This is a genomic window from Bdellovibrionales bacterium, assembly GCA_018266295.1.
GTDB lineage: Bacteria > Bdellovibrionota > Bdellovibrionia > Bdellovibrionales > Bdellovibrionaceae > JACMRP01.
In genome coordinates, this window is the sequence record JAFEAQ010000011.1 from 1,078,146 (window position 1) to 1,097,346 (window position 19,201).

Consider the following 19,201-nt stretch of genomic DNA (forward strand, 5'->3'; position numbering starts at 1 on the left):
CCAGAAACTCCTTTTAGCTGTTATTTACAAGGTCCTACATACCCAGCAACGTTGCTGTAGTTGAGGATTTTTGCGCCACCGTGCAAGCACACTTTGCCGGCGCTGTTTTTCAAGACTTTCACAGTACCGCCGTAGATGTGTACTACACCGGCTTGTGCAGTCAATTCATCCAACTGCTGAGTGATGATCACTTTCTTACCTGCAGTTGAAGTGATTTTGCCGATTGCTCTAGCTCTGATACAAGCGTTACCCGCCATACCATTCAAGCTACCAACAGTCAGAGCATTGACTTGTACGATACCTGCTACACCGTTGATAGTACCGATGTTTGCAGCGTGATCGACACGTACGCTACCGCTCATATTGCTGATAGAACCGATGTCACCAGAAACTCTGACATAAGCTGCACCTGCTGAACCAGAGATTGAGCTGATGTACATTGCAGAGTTAATGCTGAAGCCACCAGCGATATTTGAAACTTGCAAGTTACGAATATCACCAACAGTTTGCTTACCGGCTTTGTTCGCCAACCAGAGGTCTACATTCGAAGCATTCACTTGCAATGAATCGAAGGCCGCAGTGTTTTTGAACAGAGCACACTCACCAGTATACGGATCAGCATCATCTACAACTGGTGTAGGAGCTGGCGTAGGTGTTGGAGTCGGAGTCGGGTTATGACCGCAACCGCAACCTTTGCAAGGAGTAGGTGATACTACTGGCGTAGGTTTTGGAGTAGGACTTGGAGTCGCTACTGGTGTTGGACTAGGAGTTACAACTGGAGTAGGCGTAGCTACTGGAGTTGGGCTCGGAGTCGATACAGGAGTAGGACTTGGTGTAGCTACCGGAGTTGGTGTCGCAACTGGCGTAGGAGCCGGAGTTGGATCAACAACAGGAGTCGGTGTTGCTACTGGAGTTGGATTTGGTGTTGGAGTCGACACAGGCGTAGGCACTGGTGTCGGAGTCGAAACCGGAGTTGGTACTGGAGTAGGATCTACAACTGGCGTTGCAGTCGCTACTGGAGTAGGAGCCGGAGTCGGATCAATAACTGGAGTCGCCGTAGCTACCGGAGTTGGAGCTGGCGTTGGATCAATAACTGGAGTTGCCGTTGGAGCTGGTGTCGGAGTCGGAGTTGGCACAACAACTACTGGAGTTGGTGTTGGTTCAACGACAGGTGTCGCCGTTGGAGTAGGCTCAACAACCACAGGAGTCGGCGTAGCCACTGGTGTAGGGTCTACAACGGGTGTTGGTGCCGGCGTTGGCGTGGTATCCACCACAGGAGGAGGCACATCTTCTTGTCCTGGGATCCAGCCGTCAGCTGCTGGCGCCATGCTCATAATGGAGGATTGATCCCCTGCTTGCATACCACCCATATTGTTACCACAGGCAGTAAGGCTCAAAGAGAGAACGGAGCCGATCAGAAATTTGTTTGAGACAATAAATGCTTTCATTGGGACTACCCCTCCACATTAAGCAATATACGCAAGTCCTGGACCAAGCCGGATGCGGACGTTCCATCTTCTTAAGTGTGCTCAGCTATTTAGGATTCTCATTGTGGAAACTCTGAGGAAATGATCAGTCCTTAGTCGTGGAGAAACTTTGATCAAAAAATCGAAGATTGGTTTTGTCCTCAAATACAATCTGCGATGAGGAGCCTCTTTGTTTTAGGTCGGAATTTCTGATTTTTCGTCGAAGCTCTCGGCAAAAGCGCCCTTGCAGAGCTATCTCAATGTGAGGATTCAGAAAAAACTGTCTAGAAAATGAAAGAGCCCGGTGTCTCACTCCGGGCTCTTTGAAGTCTTATCAGAACGGGATGCCCTTAAGGGGGACTTATTGGCACTCACCCACGAATCCAGCGACATTGCTATAGTTCAAAACCTTGGCTCCGCCATGCAGGCAAATGCCGCCGGCGTTATTGCGAACCATTTTGATCACACCGCCATAAACGTGGATCTTACCGGCTGTATTTGAGATCTCCTCAATCTCTGCCGCGATCACTTTTGTACCGCCGGCTGCACCGGAAATCGTTCCAACTTTCATAGCATGAATACAAACTTTGCCGGCCAAATTTGAGATCGATGAAATCTCATTGGCATTGGCTTGAACGCCACCTGCGGCACCGTTGATACGCACGATCTTGTCGGCCGCGCGAATCATGATGTGACCCGCGATCCCTTGCAGATCGACATTCTTAGCAAGATCAATCTTCAGAGCGCCCGCACGACCACTAAGAACTACGTCTTGCGCCGAGCTTGGAATCATCATCGGGATTTGCATATCTTTAAACACAGAACAAGCGCCGGAATAGGCGACATTGGGATCATCAGGAATTTCCTGAGCCGGTTGATTGCCATTTTCATCCGTTGACGGAACACCGTCTTGTGGAAGTTCCATTTCAGCATCTCCCGCTTTCAGAGATGTTGCCCCTGGCACCGCCGTGAAGTTCGTCTTGCCGCAGTTCTGGAATCCGATGATCATTACCGTGAGCAAAGTAATGAACACGATTCTTTGTGGTTTTTTGATATACATTGTTTCCCCCGGATTCCCCTCATTAAAGCAAGATGGTTGCCACATATGAGCCCTTGTAAACAAACGTGGGCCGTCCCGGGCGCCCCGTCCTGCCGATTCCGTTTCCATCGTTTAAAAGATTTAAACAAAATCAAGGATTCACAATTGCATTAGCTCTCTGTCATGTTTTACTTAGCTCGCTTTATCATATTCATCGCGATTATAGGTTCTTTTGGGATCGGAACAGCCCGCGCTGCCGATGCCTTTTTGGGGAATCTGTACAATGATTCGACACTCTCGTTTGGTAAGCCGGCGCCAACGTCCTCGTTGCCTTCAGACAAAATACGATTGTTCGTTTGGAACATCCACAAAGCTGAGGATCAAAGACTTTCTCAAGACTTCGGTGATCTGACTTTCGGTGCGGATCTGGCCCTCTTTCAAGAAGCCGTTAGCCGACCTGACTTCATTCAAAGCTTAGTCGCCGCAAATACCGATTTCGAGTGGACGATGGCGAAGTCTTTCCAGCTTTTTGATTTTAGCTTTACCGGCGTTGCAACCGCTTATCGCGTGAAGCCCCTGGGTGAAGATGTGATTATCTCTAAAGTCACAGAGCCTGTGACTGAAACCCCTAAGACGATCTTGCTCTCTGTGTTTTCAATCAACGGTACTTACGACACACTTTTAGTGGCGAATATTCATGGTATTAACTTCGTGGGACTTGAGGCTTACAAAGTTCAAATGAACCAGTTAGCTGAAAAGCTTCGCCAGCATCAAGGCCCAATGATCGTAGCCGGTGATTTTAATACCTGGGAGCCTGCTCGCTTGGCTTATGTTAAGAGCCTCTTTGAACCGCTGGGTTTAAGCCAGGTCAACACTCCTGTCGCAGGAATGCTCGATTTAGATCATGTATTCCTGCGCGGAATGAAAGCGAACTTCATTTTTGATCTTTCTCATATCGATTCTTCAGACCATGCCCCATTGATGGTTGATCTAATTTTTGAAAATAACAAGGTGATGATGTATGAAGGCAACTAATAAGAACCTCCTCGTCTTAGTCGGTTTCGCTGTGGCTCTGAATGCCTGCGATATGAAACGCAATCTCGATGATATGCATGACCAGACCGCCGAGATGAATAAAACCACTCAACAGATGAACGAAACAACGGGCAAAATGAATGAGCGCACTGAAGGCCTCGAGAACGCTACTGGCGAGCTCTACGATGCTCTTCGCCAAGGTGACTCATTGGCTGCCCGCCGTGCCGCTTTAGACAATATGCTGAAAGCAGATGAACCTGCTCGCAAGCTTTCGGAAGCTGCTAAATACTTCATGTCTTTTGAATTCCAGTTCTGGACAAATGCCAACGAAGATAAAGGCGAAGAAAAGCGTATCGACCTTGCAACACTGGCTGCGCGTGAGTTCTTTAAAGATGTATATCAATTCATCCCTAACGGTGTGATGAAGCCAGATCCATTTGCTGACCAGATTATCTCTACGGATAAAGGCAACCTCATTGCTTGTTTGAATGCACTTGCGGTGACGACTCACTACTTGAATCCGAAGCAAGAAAAGCGCATTAAAGAAAATCCTTCCATGAAATCGATTTCAATGTACAAGATGATCGAAGAGTCTTTGCTTGCAAAAGCGTCGATTGAATCCGGCGATAAGAAGATCTCTGATTATCCGGGCTATGTTTTCGAAATTCTTTCTAACGAGCCTGCGGCCATTTACTTGATGCAAGCTCGCTATAATTACCTAAGCGCCTTGTTCCTCGGCCGCGCGACTCCGGTGGCTCACAGCAAATGGACGGGAGTTAAGTTCTTTGCGAAAAAATGGACTCTGGATTTGAACAGCTTTAACGCGGCTCAAATCGAGGAGTTTAATATGTTCTTGGACGGAGCTTTGAAAACGAAGAAGATCCTTCAACAAATCGGCGCGAAACCAGAAATGGATTTCATGCTGAAGAGAATGATCAACAATATGACTCTGGTGGATATTACCAGCAATCCACGAACGACTTCCGAGAAAGTATCTAACTTCCGCGAAATCGCCGCTCGCTTGACGGAATTAAAGAAGTTCTAAGCGACCACGAAAGGCCGCCTAGGTGACTAGGCGACTTCGAGCTCACCCGCGCCGATGCTTTGTTGCAGCTTCACACGAAGTCTCGCAACAGCCTGGGCGTGGAGCTGAGATACGCGGCTCTCTGTGACTCGCAGAACCTGACCGATCTCTTTTAAGTTCAAATCTTCAAAGTAATACAAAGAAAGAACCAAGCGCTGACGCTCAGGCAATTCTTCGATGGCCTGAGCCACGACTTCTTTGATGGACTTGATATTGAGCTGATTGAACGGATTATTCAGCTTAGAACCTTCCAAAAGGTTCAAGATCGACTTGTGGTCGTCATTGCTGAAGGATTGACTGTTATCAATTGAAAGCAAGCTCACAGGACGAACTTGGTTCACGAGATCATGGAACTCGTCGACAGAAATATTCAACGCCTTAGAAACTTCCTCGTCGGTCGGCGCACGACCGAGCTCGTTTTCTAGGTTTGCCATTGTCTTATCGAGAAGTTTTGCTTTGTCACGAATAGAGCGTGGAACCCAGTCTTGAGCGCGGAGCTCATCGAGGATCGCACCACGAATACGGAACTCGGCATAAGTTTTAAATTTATTATCACGAGTGGGATCGTATTTATCGATGGCATCCATCAAGCCGATCACACCGGCAGAGATCAAGTCATCCAATTCGATATTTGAAGGAAGGCGCACGGCAATCTTTTGTGCGACGAACTTAATCAGCGGAGCGTATTCCTTAATCAACTCATCCTTTTGTTTCTGGGTGAGTTTCTTAGGCTCCTCTTTGTACTTTTTCAGCAATGCCACGTTTTTCGCCATACGTTCCCTCTGTTATTCCATGTTAGCAAACGGATACCAGTTCTAAAAAGTCCAATTCCCTTAAGCTACACCGACGACCTGTTCCCAGAACATCTGCAGCCCGCCCTTAGTGATGATTTTCTGATTAGAATTCTCGATTTGCGTGCTGAGATTCTTAATCGCCTTTGCGGACTCCGCAGTCATGTCGTGTCTCATGATGAGACGATTTAACTGCGTCGCCTTACGAAGTACGGGATCCATAGGTACGGAACCCCAGTAATCAAGACCAATGTAGAGGAACTTATTCACAACATCGTTGAAGCGCTGATAAAGACCCGCGCCTTCCGCTTCATCACGAACATTGTTGCAGATAATAGAAAACTTATTCTCTTTGTATTTCTGATGCAGAACTTTAATAAGCGCATAAGAATCCGCCAGGCTGGCAGGATCCGGAGTGATCACAACCGAGATCGTTTGCGCGGCCGCATTTAAATACAGAACGTTATCAGCTATTCCAGGCGCTGTATCGATCAGCATGTAATCGAAATCCTGCGGCAAAGTGCCGACTGCTTCGATCATCGTGCGTCTTTGAAAGCTATTGAGGTTGTTAAACTCCAAGATGCCACTACCGCCAGGAATCAAGAACACATCCTTCGCCACTTCCACGAGGATTTCATCGATGGTCTTATCGCCCATGATCACATCATGGATATTTCCGTCAGCTTTAACTCCGTACAGAATATCCACGTTCGCCATTCCCAAATCGCCGTCAAAGATCAGAACTTTGTTTCCGGTCTGTGACAATCGCAACGCCAGGTTCGAAGTCAAAGTGGTTTTACCCACGCCGCCTTTACCGGAGGTGATGCTGATTGTGCGCGTTCCGCTGCTTTGGAAGAGTCCGTTATATTTCATAATGTCTGATGTTCCTGTTTAGTCGCTTGAGTGATTTTAAAAAGAAGATCCAACACACGCTCTTTCGTCGCGAACTCGAAGTCTTCAGGGACGCGCGTACCGATACCAAACGAGTGGAGTGGCACATCAAAGCGTCTCATAAAATTATAAATAGTTCCGTGCTGTACGGACTCATCAAGGCCCGTAAAGATCACGTCATGGTAATCCAGTACCGAGTAACGGCGGCCGAGCTCCGTCACGTCTTGATCTTTTGCCAATGTCGAAAGTACCAAGTGCACGCGGGACTTCAAAGTCGCCGGTGGCATCAAGCGCTTCAAGTTCATGCCTTCTTCGGCATTACGAAGGCTCAAGCCCGGATAGTCGACAAGGATGTAATCCACGCTATTCATGTAATTCATGATGTGATACCAGTCGCTGGCATTACGAATAACACTGAATGGGACATTGAGGATTTGAGCATAAATACGCATCTGATCCGCGGCACCCACCTTGAAAGTATCGGCGGAAAGAATCGCTACTTTTTTGTTTTCACGAACCACTAAGTGGCTTGCCATTTTTACAAGGGCTGTCGTTTTACCAGAACCTGCAGCGCCGACAAAAATGTGAACCTTTGCCTGCTTGGTTTCCTCTGGTGTACAAACCTTGGTTGTCTCAAGGATTTTTCTTGCAACCCAGCCTTCCACCAAAGCGCGGTTCTTCAATTTCAAAGACGGAAGATCTTTCTGTGCATGACCACAGATATCCGCTGAGATCTCAGGCGCAACGCCTGCGGTAACGAGCTTTTCAAATACGAAGCTCAAATCATAAGGCAAGCCGAACTCCGAGCCCGGATGACCTTGAACGAAATTCTGTGGAATGTTCTGAAACTGAGCTAAAACCTGCTTTAAGTTCGCAATCTCTGTTTTCAAAGACTGCATTTCTAAAGATTCTACTTGTTTTGCGGTTGGCGTTGGTACTGCCGGAATGACCGTGTTAATGGCCGCCGCTGCCGCCGCCTTCACTGGGGCTACAACCGGAGCCGCTTTTCTTGCCGGCTGAGGAGCTTGATCTTGCAAAGCCGCCAAAGCACGCTTAGCCGCTGACTGAACACGTTCTTGCGCCGCCATAGAACCATAGCGGTTATCCTGCTGCATCTGAACCTGTTCTTCATCGATATCAATATAACGTTGGGAAGTAATAGGACGTGGCGCCTTGTTTCTTTCAAGATGCTTATTCACCATCTTCTCGATCAACTCTTTTTGCTGGCGAGCCGTGCTTTGGCTGAACTTCGTCCGCTCTTGCTCACGCAAGCGAGCTTCGGCAAAACGTTTTTTTTGCAAAGTCTCCTCTGAAACCGCCGCTGTGATCTCGACACTGCCGTCACCAACAAGACCGTAGCTCTTGTTGTTATCCCGTGCAGAAAGAATGATCGCATCGGGGCCAAGCTCAGCTTTGACCATCTCGAGGGCTTCCTTCATTGTGCGAGCTTCAAATTTCTTAACCTGCATTGTTTAACTCCACCAAAGCGACGGATTGTACATTTGCGTCGGATGTTAATTCGTTATGAGACAAAATCACCAGTTGCGGAATGAATCTGTGAGTCAGCTTAAACAAGTGACGACGTGACGTCGGGCTTGTTAACAAGATCGGCTGACCCGCGATTTCAGGATGCGTTTCTACCGTGCGAGCGATCTCTCCAATGAGTCTATGCGCCGTATTTGGATCCATCACCAACTGAACGCCCTGCTCTGTTTGCAACAAGGAATTCGCAATCAATTCTTCAATCACTGGATGCAATGTCATCACCGGAATATTGCCAAGCTCCGTCGTATACTTCGCCGTAATCGAGCGAGCCAAAGCACGACGGACATTCTCGGTCAGAACCTCAGTGTCTTTATTGCGAGGAGCTTCATCCGCCAAGGTTTCAAAAATTGTCAGCAGGTCGCGGATAGAAACCTGTTCTTTCAACAAGCCTTGCAATACGCGCACGACAGCACCCAAAGACATTTGATCCGGGATAAGCTCTTCCACCACTTTCGGGTGAGACTTTTTAAAGTTATCAACCAACGAAGAAGCTTCCTGACGGCCAAGGAGTTCATGCGCATGCGTACGTACGATCTCTGTCAAGTGAGTCGCCATCACTGTCGGCAAATCCACCACCGTGTAACCGGCCATTTCAGCTTCTTCCTTGCGATTCGGCGAAACCCAAAGAGCATCCAAACCAAACGCAGGCTCCTTCGTAGGAATACCTTCGATACGCTCCATCACGTTGCCTGGATCCATCGCCAGCATGAATTCGGGGCGAAGAGTTCCGCCGCCGACTCTGTTCCCTTTAATAAGGACGCGGTATTCACCCGGAGCCAACTGCAAGTTGTCGCGGATATGAATACTCGGCACAACGATGCCAAGATCGAGAGCAAACTGTTTACGGATACTGACGATACGCTCGAGAAGATCGCCGCTTTTGTCAGATTCAACGATATTAATAAGACCATAACCCACTTCGAGCTCGACGAGATCCAGAGGAAGCATCGTCTCGATGTTTTCTTTCTTCGGTGCGGAAGCCACCACTTCGGCGGCTTTTTTCTCGTTTTCTTCTTTTTCCTGTTTGTAGCGATTAATGACCCAAGAAACCGTTCCAAGAATGATCGACATGAATAAGAATGGAACTGTCGGAAGACCCGGCACCAAGGCCAGCAACCCGATAACCGCTGCCGAAATCGCCACAGCACGTGGATTTACCAAGAGCTGACCCGCAACCTCAGCACCCATGTTCTCATCCGTGCTCGAACTGCGGGTTACGATCATACCGGCCGCCGTGGAGATAATAAGTGCCGGAATCTGAGCCAAGAGACCGTCACCGATCGTCAGCATCGTGTAGTACTTGGCAGCTGTCGAAATATCGAGGCCTTTTTGGATCACACCAATCAAAAGACCGCCAATGATATTGATCAAAGTAATGATGATACCGGCAATCGCATCACCACGTACGAACTTCGAGGCACCATCCATCGCACCATAAAAATCCGCCTCTTGCTCGATCTCTTTACGGCGTTTGCGGGCGTCAGCTTCCGTGATGAGGCCGGCGTTCAAGTCGGCATCGATCGCCATTTGCTTACCAGGCATCGCATCCAAAGTGAAACGTGCTGCAACCTCAGCGACGCGTCCAGAACCCTTGGTGATTACGATGAAGTTGATCACGATCAAGATCATGAAGACGATGATACCGATCACATAGTTATTACCGACAACGAAGTTACCGAAAGCCTCGATCACGTCACCGGCAGCATGAGTTCCCTCATGACCATGAGTCAGGATCAAACGAGTCGTTGCCACGTTCATCGACAAACGGAACAAAGTCGTCATCAAAAGCAATGACGGGAACGACGTAAAATCAAGAGCACGCTTTACGTAGATGGAAACAACCAGGATCAACAAGCTCAAAGACAGAGAGAAACTCAATGACAAGTCGAGCATTATTGGCGGGAGCGGAATGATCATGACCGCAAGGATTGCTAACAACCCGAAGGCAATGAATAAATCCGTATTCTTGGTGAACTTTTCGAATCTCTTGATGAATTGAAACAACGGTTCCATTATCTTCTCACCTTTTTACGTAACTTATAAACATACGAAAGAACTTCTGCGACCGCGACGAACAGTTCGCGAGGAATCACTTGGCCGATCTTGAGGGTTTTATAAATAGTTCGAGCCAATGGTTTGTTCTCAACAATAGGAATATTGTGTTCGCGTGCGATTTCTTTAATTTTTTCAGCCATGAAATCAGCGCCTTTAGCCACGATCTGTGGCGCCGGCAAGTTCGCGTCGTACTTCAATACAACCGCGATATGAGTTGGATTCGTGATCACGACGTCTGCTTTTGGAATCGCATCCATCATACGCTTGCTCGCGCGCTCGCGTTGCATACGGCGGACACGAGCCTTGATCATCGGATCCCCCTCGCGGGATTTAGCTTCTTCTTTCACTTCTTGCTTGGTCATCATCATTTCTTTTTCAAGCTTCCAACGCTGAAAGAAATAGTCCGCAGCTGACAGAATCAGCATCATCATGCCGATACCACCGAGCAGGCGAATCACGATGCCACCGATGTACTGGAAAATACCTTCCAGAGAATAACCGATCAGGTAAGGAACCTTCACCACTTCTGAACGAAGCAAGAAGTACAGAACCATCCCGATAAAGAGCAATTTCAAGAAGGACTTCAATCCTTCTACCAAAGCGCGCATACTGAAAACGCGTTTAAAGCCTTCAATCGGATTCAATTTATTGAAGTCCGGGCTCATCGCATCTTCAACCTGCATGAAACCTACTTGAGCAATCGACGAGATCGCACTGATCAACGCAGCAACAGCCATGACCGGCGCAATCAAGATAAACATCTTCTGCGCACAGAACGTCATAGCTTCCGTGAAATTGCCGGAGCGGATGGTGGTCACGAGCTGTGGACCGAATGAGTAATTGAATACTTCATAGATGTTTTGAAAAAAGAAACGACTGAGAGCATAAATGCCCCCAGCAAACGTCAACAATAGCAAGCACGACGCCAACTCTTTCGTTTGCGCCACTTGACCACGTCTACGGAAGTCTTCCCTCCGGGCGTCCGTCGCCTGTTCCGTCTTCTCTTCTTGGTCCTCTGCCACCTAAATGTTCCTTCCTAGAACGCTAAGGCTTTCATTACCAACAACATCTTCGTCTGCGTTAAATCCAAAATCCCGTTCATCTCCATGACGAGTAATGGAATACAGATAAACATCAAAACAAAACCCAACATCAAAGTAACCGGCATACTGGTTACTAAAACGTTGATTTGGGGTACGGCTCTTCCCAAAACCCCCATGGCGATGTTTGTGATCAAGATCGCGCCGATAATCGGAGCGCACATTTTGATGGCCATGACCATCATGTCTTGAACAAAACCCGCCATCTCAGCCATTGGCCCTACGTTGAATTTCAACTGTGCCAAAGGAATCAGCTCATAACTTTGAGCAATTCCCGTCACCAACATGTGGTGGCCATTGACTGCGAAAAAAATCAAAGTCGCGATCGTATTGTAAAACTGTTCCACCGTATTGCTGTTTTGACCCAGCATCGGATTAAAAATCTGTGCTTGGCCCAAACCGATAGAAACCGAAATCAACTCTCCCGTCATGCCCACCGCGAAGAAAAACAAACGGGTCAGAAAACCTAAACTCAAACCGACAGCCACTTCACGGGCTGACAACAGAACCAGATCCTCAGTCAAACGAGCGGCTTCCGCGCCCGAGATGTGAATCGCCGGCATGACCACCATCGAAAACACAACCGCTAAAAGAATCTTAATCGGAACGCTGATATTACCCGAGCCGAAAACCACAGACGAAACCACGAACGCAATCATCCTCAAGAAGATGAGTCCGAACATGATCACTTGTGCTTCCGACATCGTATAGAACAAATGCGTCCCCTTTATTCCCGTACAATCGTTGCAATATTCTCAAACAAACTCACCGTGTAGTTGCTCATCACGTCCATCATCCACGGACCCGCGAGCACAAACACCAGCGCCACGACGATCATCTTCGGAATGAATGTCAGTGTGGATTCATTGATCTGAGTTAAAGCTTGGAAGATACTTACAGCCAAACCGATGACCAACGTGCTCAAGAGCATCGGCGCCGCCAACATTGCCGTCGTGCGAAGTGCGTCTTGTCCTAGCTTGATAATAATCTCTTCAGTCATCGCCTACTCCTACCCGAAACTCTTCACCATCGAACCGATGAGAAGACCCCAGCCATCGACCAAAACAAAAAGCATAATTTTAAACGGCAGTGAAATTACTACCGGCGGCAACATCATCATCCCCATTGCCATTAAGACACTTGAAGCAACGATATCGATCACTAAGAACGGCAAGAAAATGATAAATCCGATCTGGAAAGCCGTTTTTAATTCAGACACAACGAAAGCCGGAACCAAAACGATCGTAGGAACGTCCGCACGAGTTTTTGGCGCTTCGATTTTCGCGAGCTTTACAAACAAAGCCAGATCTTGGTCGCGTGTCTGATGGAACATAAACTTCCTGAGGGGCGCCAGCGAGTTTTCAAGAGCCACGTCCTGGGAAATTTTTCCAGCCAAATACGGCTGCACACCTGTTTCGTTCACTTCTTTAAAGGCCGGACCCATCACAAAGAAGGTCAGGAACAAAGACAAACCCACCAACAACTGATTCGGTGGCATTTGCTGAATACCCATCGCTTGGCGCAAGAAGCTCAAAACGATGATGATACGAGTAAAACCCGTCATCATGATCAAGATCGCCGGAGCCAAAGTCAGCACCGTCATGATCAAAACTAATTTAATGGCATTCACGACTTCATTTGGGTTGTCAGTTGTTTTGAAACCCAAATTCACTGTTGGCAAAGTCACTTGTTGTGCCATCGCCCAGGAGCCAAAAAGAACAATACCTGCCATCAGTAAGAATTTTTTCACTGGAAAGACCTCATGCCTTTCAACTTCTTAGAAACGACGTCTTTTACTCCGCGGATCGAAAACTCTTCTTCGTCTTCAGTTTCCACCGTCGCATCGGGAGCCGTCTTAACTGACGGAGTGTATTTCGTAGCAGGCACGTTCGCGAAAGTATCTGCGAAGTTACCGCTATGAATTTCTTCTGGAACTTCGTCATCCAACAAAGCCAAAGACTTAATCATATTGATGTTTTGATCTGTTACACCGATCAGGATGCTTTCACCCGCAACGCGAATGATTGCCAAAGATTTCTTTGGACCCAAATAGTGCTGAGTCAAAACTTTGATTTCGTTATTCTTACCGGCGGCAAAACTCGTTTTAGAGTATTTGCGCATGTAAATGTAAGCGCCTGTACCAAGGACACCCATCATCGAAACGATCAGAATCAATCTGAAGATAGGAGAACCTTCCTCTGAAGCTTTCTTGGGGGAATTCAGATTCAAAGGAATTTCTGATTCTTTCTTGTTCTCAACAACAGCATCTTTATTCTCAGTCGCGGCACCAACTGCTACCGGAGCCGATTCAGCTTTCGCCGTCTCAGTCACAGCTACTTCCGTCGCTGCTGGAGCAGCCGCAGACTTCGCCGTTTCTTTTGCAGAAACTGCCAAACTTACCATTAATAAAGATGTAACTAGTAACAAGCGCATGAATACCTCGTTAATTATTTCAACTGCTCAATACGTTCGGTCGGGCTAATGATATCTGTCAGACGCACACCGAATTTTTCATTGACCACAACGGCTTCACCGCGGGCGATGAGTTTTTCGTTGACGTAGACTTCCATCGGCTCACCTGCCAATTTCGCAAGCTCGATCACGCTACCTTGAGTGAGATTCAACAACTCGCTCACCGGCATTTTTGTACGGCCCAATTCCACAGTCACACGAAGTGGAATGTCCAAAATCAATTGCAAGTTTTTATCTTTCGGTCCGGCGCCGCCGCCGCTCATGCCGCCAGCACCACCGCCTCCGCCGCCTGCGTCGCCCCCGCCTTTACCAGCGAGCGCGTCGTTCATCGCGGCTGCTTCTTCTGCGAGCTGATCCGCTAGATTCTCTAAATCGTTCATGATGGCTTCCCCCTATTTCTCTATTTGACGTGTGACTTGTACTGCCACCGTTCCGTGATGAATTCCGTAGTAACCTTTAAACTTTTTAACATTTTCAATTTGAATATCGATTTCGCCGGTCGCATCCTGATCGAGAGGAATCACGTCGCCGACTTTCATGTGCATCAGATCTTGTAAAAGAATCTCAGTTTGACCGAGGTTTACTTTCACTTCGCAGTTTGTCTCTAACAACTGCTCTTTGATGATCGCCGTCCAAAGCTTTTTATCTGTTTGATCAGATTCAACTTGGAAGCCGGATTGAAGTTTTTGTTTGATAGGCTCGATGGTTGCGTAAGGCACAACCACTGAAATAGTTCCCGTCGCATTTTCCAATTCCACGTCGAATGTCGAAGCGATAACAACGTCTGTCGGTGGAACGATACCGACGAACTGAGGATTGACCTCAGTTCGTACGAAAGAACAATCGATCTTTTCAACCGATGCCCAAGCATTTTCCAAATCATTGATCGCAAGTTCCACGACCTTTTTAACGATCGAAAGTTCGATCTGCGTAAATTCCTTACCGTCGATCTTTGTATAAGGACGGTCAGCACCACCGAAGAAGCTATCTACCAAAGCATAAGCCAGCTTACTTTCGATCACCATCAAAGCCGAACCACGAAGAGAACCAAAACGCAAAACCGACATACACGTTGGCATCGGTAAGGTATTGATAAACTCACCGAATTTTAAAAACTCAGTGCTTGTCAGGGTGATCGATGCAATCTTACGCAACGTTGATGACAACGAGACGCGGAATGCACGCATGAATTTCTCGTAGATAACTTCGAGTTGCGGTAAGCGACCGCGGATAATACGGTCTTGGCTCGTTAAATCGTAGTTAACGACGTTCTTACCTTCTGTCGCTTTAACCGAACCGGAGCTCTCCGTTTTCGGCGTATCCGCGGTCGTCACCTCACCATCTGAGACGGCGGCTAGGAGCGCATCTACTTCACTTTGTGACAGGACCTGATTCATGCTCGACCTCTAGTTATAGATAAATTCAGTAAAGAACACGTTTGAAATCTTTCCTTTTACTAAGAAAGAATTAATAGTGTCCTTGATTTCATTTCTGAGATTGTCTTTACCCTCTCGAGTTGAAACTTCCTCGTAGGTCTTGCTAGAGAGAATGATAATAATGATATCGCGCACTTGAGCCTTGCGCTTGTCGATCTCTTCCTGAACGGCTGGGCCTTTCACTTCAAGTTCGATGCTCACGCTGGCAAGCTTACGGCCTTTAGAGCCCGCGAGATTGATGATGAACTTCTCTAAAGGAATGATTTGACCGACGAATTTCTTTTCTTCGGAGTTTTCCTTTTCGTGTTCTTGGGCTTCTTTTTCGCCCTTGATCACTTGCTCAATTTTTGGTTCTGCAGCTTCTTTTTGTTTGCCTTTATACAGCATGAAGCCCACGCCGGCGACCACCAACATGTTGATAACTGCCAGAGCAATCAGAATGATATTGTTTTTCCCGCCACCAGATGGCGCCGCTGCTGGTTCTGCTGCCGCTGCCGCCGCTTTTTCCTCTGCCACTTCATCCTCCTTGATGAATAGACACACCGATCTCAGTAAGTTATTAAGCAACGTTAGTGCCAACACGACATCGGTCTGGTCGAGTCACCGTTTTGGCATGTCAGATGGAATGTATGAAAGCTGGGAATTTTTTGCCGCCGAAGCTGGACTAAACAACATCCAAAATCCCGATAGGCAGAGTCATCCTTTTGACGGCATTTTTTGCCGCGCAGACGTTGGTCTGGGGCTGGACTGGACATGTGTGGCAGGAATTTAGTTCAACTGCATTTTCATATCAAAAACCTCAATCGGCTGACCGCCAATTGGGACTTCCTTCATGGAACCTACTTGCTGAAATCCAACAGCTTCATAGAATTTCTTTGCGGTCTTTGTTCCCGTCAGAGAAACCGATTGCACTGCTTTTGATTCGCACTCTTTAAGCATGAGCCCAATCATCTGCTTTCCGAACCCTCGACCAATTGCTTCGGGAACAAAATATAATCCCATAAGCTCAGCACAATCACCTTTAATTTGCAGATGCCCAAAGCCAAAAATATTTTCTACCGAATCGGCAATAACCCAAACAATATCAAGATCCATTGTTTGATGCCAACGAGCTTCCTGAAAGTCACGTCCGGACCAGACTGCAATTTGCTCAGGCGAGTAGTCTCGCGAACAGACTTCGCGAATCGATCTTCGGTGAGCACTAATGATTTTAGACGCGTCCTCTTTTCGTGCGCGACGAATAATCAAATCCATAAACTCAAGCGTATTAAAGTCATGAGAAAAGTCAATGGCCGTTCTAAGTAACAAATGCCTTCGATTCAATTGCCGGTCATAAACGCGCTGATTTTTTTTCCTTCGAAAATATTTTACTCAGCCCCCACTGTTTTGCACATAACAAATTATGAGTGCGACAAAGAACTCTTAAGTTATTTTGGTCATCCTCACCACCACAAGCCAATGGCACACAGTGGTCTATCTGAAGCTGATAATGGCTTTCGCACTTCTTACCCGAGACAGGCTCCACATACTCACAGCAATGACTTGCCTTCTGAAGCAACTCTCTTCGAACTTTCAAAGTTATGTATTTTCGCTTCTGCTTAGTGAAGAAGCCTCGCGTTGATCTTTCGGACCGCAAGCCTTGTTTTTCTTTATCAGGTTGAGTTTTCCCCAAAACCCTTTTCAGATGCGCCTCTGCTAAATAATCCATAACTTCAACCCAACTTCCATCTGGCAATGAATGCGACAGAAGGTCTTTAACTTGATTCCATCTCTCCATTTGCTCCAACGATACAGTGAGCTCAAGCCTCACACTCTGATCTCTTTGTGGTTTTACGACCTCATGCATTTGAATGGGCTGATTGAATTCCATCGCCAAAAATTTTTGAGTTTCAAAATTCGACTTATTTTCAATTTTCTCGAGAATCTCAGAGGCTTTTTCGAGACTCACAGAAACGCCGGCTTTCTTCTCTTCTTTCAGACACTTCTGCACTTGAGTTAACTGAGTCAAATTCAAAGACCCGTCCTCGAGCTTCGCCGCCAAATGAGGAATTTGTTTTAACAACCTTGCCGACTGAATACGGCGATAAGCACTGCTTTCCCCGTAACCGAGATGCTTCGTAAGATACTCATACATCGAACCAAATCCAAGATCCGCATACAGCTTCCGCGATTCCATCTCATTGATGTGCCATAAAACCAAGTGCGTGATTTTTCTCTCCGTCTTTGCCAGCTTCTCAAGGCGAACAAGCAATTCGCTATTTGAAATTTTCGTGAGATCCATCTTCCAACTCCTTCTTTCTAATCATCATCTAAAATGACTGACTAAATTCAAAAGAGTTCTATCATAGGTTTTAAAGCCTTAATTTAACCGATTTTCAGAGGGAAAAATGCAAGATAGATATGCTAATTATTAGCATTGAATAGCTCACAGCTTTGTCTATAAAAAGCTGTACGAGAGCAGACGAACCCCGCCGCGTACTAAAAGAACTCCCTTCATTGAAGCTGGTTTAGCGGCAACAAAATCACGTCAATAACTTTATAAAAATATTTAATTTATAACATCACGCTTCTGCACTAAGCAGTTATTCTCTGACGTATGTGGCCTTAAAACACACCAATCGTCTCTTTCAATTTCTGAAAGATCACGGCATCACGCACGTCACCCGAAGAAAACAGCTTCTGCAAGTTCGCTGGCACTTTATAGCGACCGGTTTTCAAGACATCCAACACATATAGCCCGGCGAAATCAGCGCAGGCCAAAGAGCTCGCGTACTGCGGATCGGTTGAACAATACGGTGGATTCGAGCCTATGCAAATCAAAGTATTCGCCATCTCTTTATCCGACTGACAATAAGAAGGACGAGCGCGTACGCAAGCCAAATCATTGGCAAACCGACGGTCCGACAAACAATAAGAAGGCAAGCTGCCGACACAAGCTAAAGAGTTAGAATAATCCGAATTCGACTGACAGTAAGAGGGACGCGCATTCGCACATGCCAGCTTATTGGCATTGTCACCGCTAATACTACAGTAATCCGGCTTCACTCCCGCGCACGCCAATAAATCCCCCGCCGATGTATCAGAGATACAGTAAGTAGGACGAGTGCCGATACAAGCCAGCGAATCACCGTTAGATTTATCATATGCGCAAAATGTTGGCGGAATCGCGCCGTGAACTGAGCGTGGCATCAGAATCACCACAAGAAACAAGATCAAACCGATTTCAACGAAGAACCACCAAGAATGTCGTTTCATAACTCCGCCCTTCTTCAATCACGCGCGGGCGGAAGTTTCGCGAAGCGCTCGGGCGCAGCTCTAGTCCGTTTCTTCGCTCAGATAAGGCGCCAGCGTTTTCTGAAGCTCATCCACGACCTGCGCATTGCCCGCGATGATTGAGTTCTTATAGGGATTATACTTCTTTCCGCGGTAAGTGACCACTTTTCCACCGGCTTCCTCAACAAGTAACATCCCGGCAGCGCTGTCCCATGGCTGAAGGTTTCTTTCCCAGAAACCATCAAACACACCACGCGCTACGAGAGCTAAATCATAGGCCGCGGCTCCGGGTCTGCGCACGCCACGGCACTTGTAAACAATGTCCGAAAAAATTCGCAATTGCTCTTCGATGACTTTTTGTTTTTCGGCAACAAAGCCAGTCGCAAGAAGCGCATCTTTCAATCCCGAAGCAGAACTGATCTGCAATCTTTTTCCATTCATGAAAGCACCCTGCCCGCGAACCGCGGTGTAAGTCTCGCCCATCTTTGGACAATCGATGACGGCGACTTGAATTTCACCGTTGATTTCCAAGCCTAGACTGATGCAAAAAATTGGAAATTGATGAATATAGTTCGTCGTTCCATCGAGTGGGTCGAGGATCCAGCGGCCCTGCGCACCTGCCGAAGTGAGCTGGACTTTGGCCCCTTCGTAGCTCGACTCTTCGCCCAAAAACTCAATACTAGGAAAATTTTTCCTAAGATAATCTGAAATTACTTTCTCAGATTCTTTGTCTGCCTCACTCACCAAACCAGCCTGAAATTTTTCGGAAATGTGCTGTAGGTTGCCTATATATTTGAGTAGGACCTCGCGGCCGAGCCGGCAGGCCTTAAGTCCCACGTGCAGTGCTCGTCCCAAATCTATTGAATTTGCGCTGTTTTCCCCGGATGTTTCCACTACGAAGGCCTTTCCTAGACTGGTCCTTTATTGACCGACTTTTTGCCTAACGCTAACATAAATATAGAGTCAATGGAATGACTCCAATTCAACTTTTAAGTTACCCCAAGGGGATTCATA

The 19,201-nt window shown here is 47.1% G+C and carries 20 protein-coding genes; 2 read left to right on the top strand and 18 right to left on the bottom strand.

What is annotated here, in order from left to right:
- Nucleotides 1-20 precede the first annotated feature (20 nt).
- Both JSU04_14000 and JSU04_14005 read right to left on the bottom strand, forming a co-directional pair.
- Nucleotides 21-1,448, bottom strand: a complete 1,428-nt coding sequence (locus JSU04_14000; GenBank protein ID MBS1971417.1) for a hypothetical protein — start codon at nt 1,446-1,448, stop codon at nt 21-23.
- A 379-nt stretch (nt 1,449-1,827) separates the two neighbouring features.
- Entirely contained in the window at nt 1,828-2,526 is a 699-nt protein-coding gene (locus JSU04_14005) for a hypothetical protein (protein MBS1971418.1), read from the bottom strand.
- 162 nt (nt 2,527-2,688) lie between these two features.
- On the opposite strand from JSU04_14005, the gene JSU04_14010 reads away from it, so the two are divergent.
- Nucleotides 2,689-3,540 carry an endonuclease/exonuclease/phosphatase family protein gene (locus JSU04_14010; GenBank protein MBS1971419.1) on the top strand — a complete coding sequence of 284 codons (852 nt, stop codon included), beginning with the start codon at nt 2,689-2,691 and terminating at the stop codon, nt 3,538-3,540.
- Nucleotides 3,527-4,585 (top strand): hypothetical protein, encoded by a 1,059-nt coding sequence (locus JSU04_14015; GenBank protein ID MBS1971420.1) that lies wholly within the window; start codon nt 3,527-3,529, stop codon nt 4,583-4,585. Before JSU04_14010 ends, JSU04_14015 begins: the two co-directional genes overlap by 14 nt.
- 26 nt (nt 4,586-4,611) lie before the next feature.
- Here the strand turns inward: JSU04_14015 and JSU04_14020 are convergent, their stop codons facing one another.
- From JSU04_14020 to JSU04_14095, 16 genes are all read right to left on the bottom strand, one after another.
- Entirely contained in the window at nt 4,612-5,397 is a 786-nt protein-coding gene (locus JSU04_14020; GenBank protein ID MBS1971421.1) for a FliA/WhiG family RNA polymerase sigma factor, read from the bottom strand.
- A gap of 60 nt (nt 5,398-5,457) precedes the next feature.
- Nucleotides 5,458-6,288: a MinD/ParA family protein gene (locus tag JSU04_14025; protein ID MBS1971422.1), complete on the bottom strand. Its 831-nt coding sequence runs from the start codon at nt 6,286-6,288 to the stop codon at nt 5,458-5,460.
- Nucleotides 6,285-7,775 carry a flagellar biosynthesis protein FlhF gene (gene flhF / locus JSU04_14030; GenBank protein MBS1971423.1) on the bottom strand — a complete coding sequence of 497 codons (1,491 nt, stop codon included), beginning with the start codon at nt 7,773-7,775 and terminating at the stop codon, nt 6,285-6,287. Before flhF ends, JSU04_14025 begins: the two co-directional genes overlap by 4 nt.
- Nucleotides 7,765-9,864: a flagellar biosynthesis protein FlhA gene (flhA, locus tag JSU04_14035; protein ID MBS1971424.1), complete on the bottom strand. Its 2,100-nt coding sequence runs from the start codon at nt 9,862-9,864 to the stop codon at nt 7,765-7,767. Before flhA ends, flhF begins: the two co-directional genes overlap by 11 nt.
- Nucleotides 9,864-10,928, bottom strand: coding sequence for a flagellar biosynthesis protein FlhB (gene flhB, locus JSU04_14040; protein MBS1971425.1), 1,065 nt, complete (start codon nt 10,926-10,928; stop codon nt 9,864-9,866). Before flhB ends, flhA begins: the two co-directional genes overlap by 1 nt.
- Before the next feature lie 14 nt (nt 10,929-10,942).
- A complete protein-coding gene (gene fliR / locus JSU04_14045; protein MBS1971426.1) occupies nt 10,943-11,710 on the bottom strand; it encodes a flagellar biosynthetic protein FliR in 768 nt (255 codons plus the stop codon).
- Between the two features lie 23 nt (nt 11,711-11,733).
- Entirely contained in the window at nt 11,734-12,006 is a 273-nt protein-coding gene (gene fliQ / locus JSU04_14050) for a flagellar biosynthesis protein FliQ (GenBank protein ID MBS1971427.1), read from the bottom strand.
- Nucleotides 12,007-12,015: 9 nt separating this feature from the next.
- Nucleotides 12,016-12,756 (bottom strand): flagellar type III secretion system pore protein FliP, encoded by a 741-nt coding sequence (gene fliP, locus JSU04_14055; GenBank protein MBS1971428.1) that lies wholly within the window; start codon nt 12,754-12,756, stop codon nt 12,016-12,018.
- On the bottom strand, nt 12,753-13,439 hold the full coding sequence (locus JSU04_14060) for a flagellar biosynthetic protein FliO (GenBank protein MBS1971429.1): 687 nt from the start codon (nt 13,437-13,439) through the stop codon (nt 12,753-12,755). The genes fliP and JSU04_14060 overlap by 4 nt, the downstream gene beginning before the upstream one ends.
- Before the next feature lie 14 nt (nt 13,440-13,453).
- On the bottom strand, nt 13,454-13,858 hold the full coding sequence (gene fliN, locus JSU04_14065; GenBank protein ID MBS1971430.1) for a flagellar motor switch protein FliN: 405 nt from the start codon (nt 13,856-13,858) through the stop codon (nt 13,454-13,456).
- A gap of 12 nt (nt 13,859-13,870) precedes the next feature.
- Nucleotides 13,871-14,875, bottom strand: a complete 1,005-nt coding sequence (gene fliM / locus JSU04_14070) for a flagellar motor switch protein FliM (protein MBS1971431.1) — start codon at nt 14,873-14,875, stop codon at nt 13,871-13,873.
- A gap of 9 nt (nt 14,876-14,884) precedes the next feature.
- The gene (locus JSU04_14075) at nt 14,885-15,481 is read right to left on the bottom strand and encodes a flagellar basal body-associated FliL family protein (protein ID MBS1971432.1); all 597 of its coding nucleotides are present in this window, start codon (nt 15,479-15,481) and stop codon (nt 14,885-14,887) included.
- A gap of 201 nt (nt 15,482-15,682) precedes the next feature.
- Entirely contained in the window at nt 15,683-16,222 is a 540-nt protein-coding gene (locus JSU04_14080) for a GNAT family N-acetyltransferase (protein ID MBS1971433.1), read from the bottom strand.
- Between the two features lie 22 nt (nt 16,223-16,244).
- Nucleotides 16,245-17,195, bottom strand: a complete 951-nt coding sequence (locus tag JSU04_14085) for an HNH endonuclease (GenBank protein MBS1971434.1) — start codon at nt 17,193-17,195, stop codon at nt 16,245-16,247.
- A 323-nt stretch (nt 17,196-17,518) separates the two neighbouring features.
- Nucleotides 17,519-18,169, bottom strand: a complete 651-nt coding sequence (locus JSU04_14090; GenBank protein ID MBS1971435.1) for a hypothetical protein — start codon at nt 18,167-18,169, stop codon at nt 17,519-17,521.
- A gap of 60 nt (nt 18,170-18,229) precedes the next feature.
- Nucleotides 18,230-19,048 (bottom strand): inositol monophosphatase, encoded by an 819-nt coding sequence (locus JSU04_14095; GenBank protein ID MBS1971436.1) that lies wholly within the window; start codon nt 19,046-19,048, stop codon nt 18,230-18,232.
- Between the last annotated feature and the right edge of the window lie 153 nt (nt 19,049-19,201).

Bases quoted from the DNA above. Each gene is read 5' to 3' on its own strand.
- JSU04_14000 (MBS1971417.1), bottom strand. From the start codon at position 1,448: ATGAAAGCATTTATTGTCTCAAACAAATTTCTGATCGGCTCCGTTCTC.
- JSU04_14005 (MBS1971418.1), bottom strand. From the start codon at position 2,526: ATGTATATCAAAAAACCACAAAGAATCGTGTTCATTACTTTGCTCACG.
- JSU04_14010 (MBS1971419.1), top strand. From the start codon at position 2,689: ATGTTTTACTTAGCTCGCTTTATCATATTCATCGCGATTATAGGTTCT.
- JSU04_14015 (MBS1971420.1), top strand. From the start codon at position 3,527: ATGAAGGCAACTAATAAGAACCTCCTCGTCTTAGTCGGTTTCGCTGTG.
- JSU04_14020 (MBS1971421.1), bottom strand. From the start codon at position 5,397: ATGGCGAAAAACGTGGCATTGCTGAAAAAGTACAAAGAGGAGCCTAAG.
- JSU04_14025 (MBS1971422.1), bottom strand. From the start codon at position 6,288: ATGAAATATAACGGACTCTTCCAAAGCAGCGGAACGCGCACAATCAGC.
- flhF (MBS1971423.1), bottom strand. From the start codon at position 7,775: ATGCAGGTTAAGAAATTTGAAGCTCGCACAATGAAGGAAGCCCTCGAG.
- flhA (MBS1971424.1), bottom strand. From the start codon at position 9,864: ATGGAACCGTTGTTTCAATTCATCAAGAGATTCGAAAAGTTCACCAAG.
- fliR (MBS1971426.1), bottom strand. From the start codon at position 11,710: ATGTCGGAAGCACAAGTGATCATGTTCGGACTCATCTTCTTGAGGATG.
- fliQ (MBS1971427.1), bottom strand. From the start codon at position 12,006: ATGACTGAAGAGATTATTATCAAGCTAGGACAAGACGCACTTCGCACG.
- JSU04_14060 (MBS1971429.1), bottom strand. From the start codon at position 13,439: ATGCGCTTGTTACTAGTTACATCTTTATTAATGGTAAGTTTGGCAGTT.
- fliN (MBS1971430.1), bottom strand. From the start codon at position 13,858: ATGAACGATTTAGAGAATCTAGCGGATCAGCTCGCAGAAGAAGCAGCC.
- fliM (MBS1971431.1), bottom strand. From the start codon at position 14,875: ATGAATCAGGTCCTGTCACAAAGTGAAGTAGATGCGCTCCTAGCCGCC.
- JSU04_14085 (MBS1971434.1), bottom strand. From the start codon at position 17,195: ATGGATCTCACGAAAATTTCAAATAGCGAATTGCTTGTTCGCCTTGAG.
- JSU04_14090 (MBS1971435.1), bottom strand. From the start codon at position 18,169: ATGAAACGACATTCTTGGTGGTTCTTCGTTGAAATCGGTTTGATCTTG.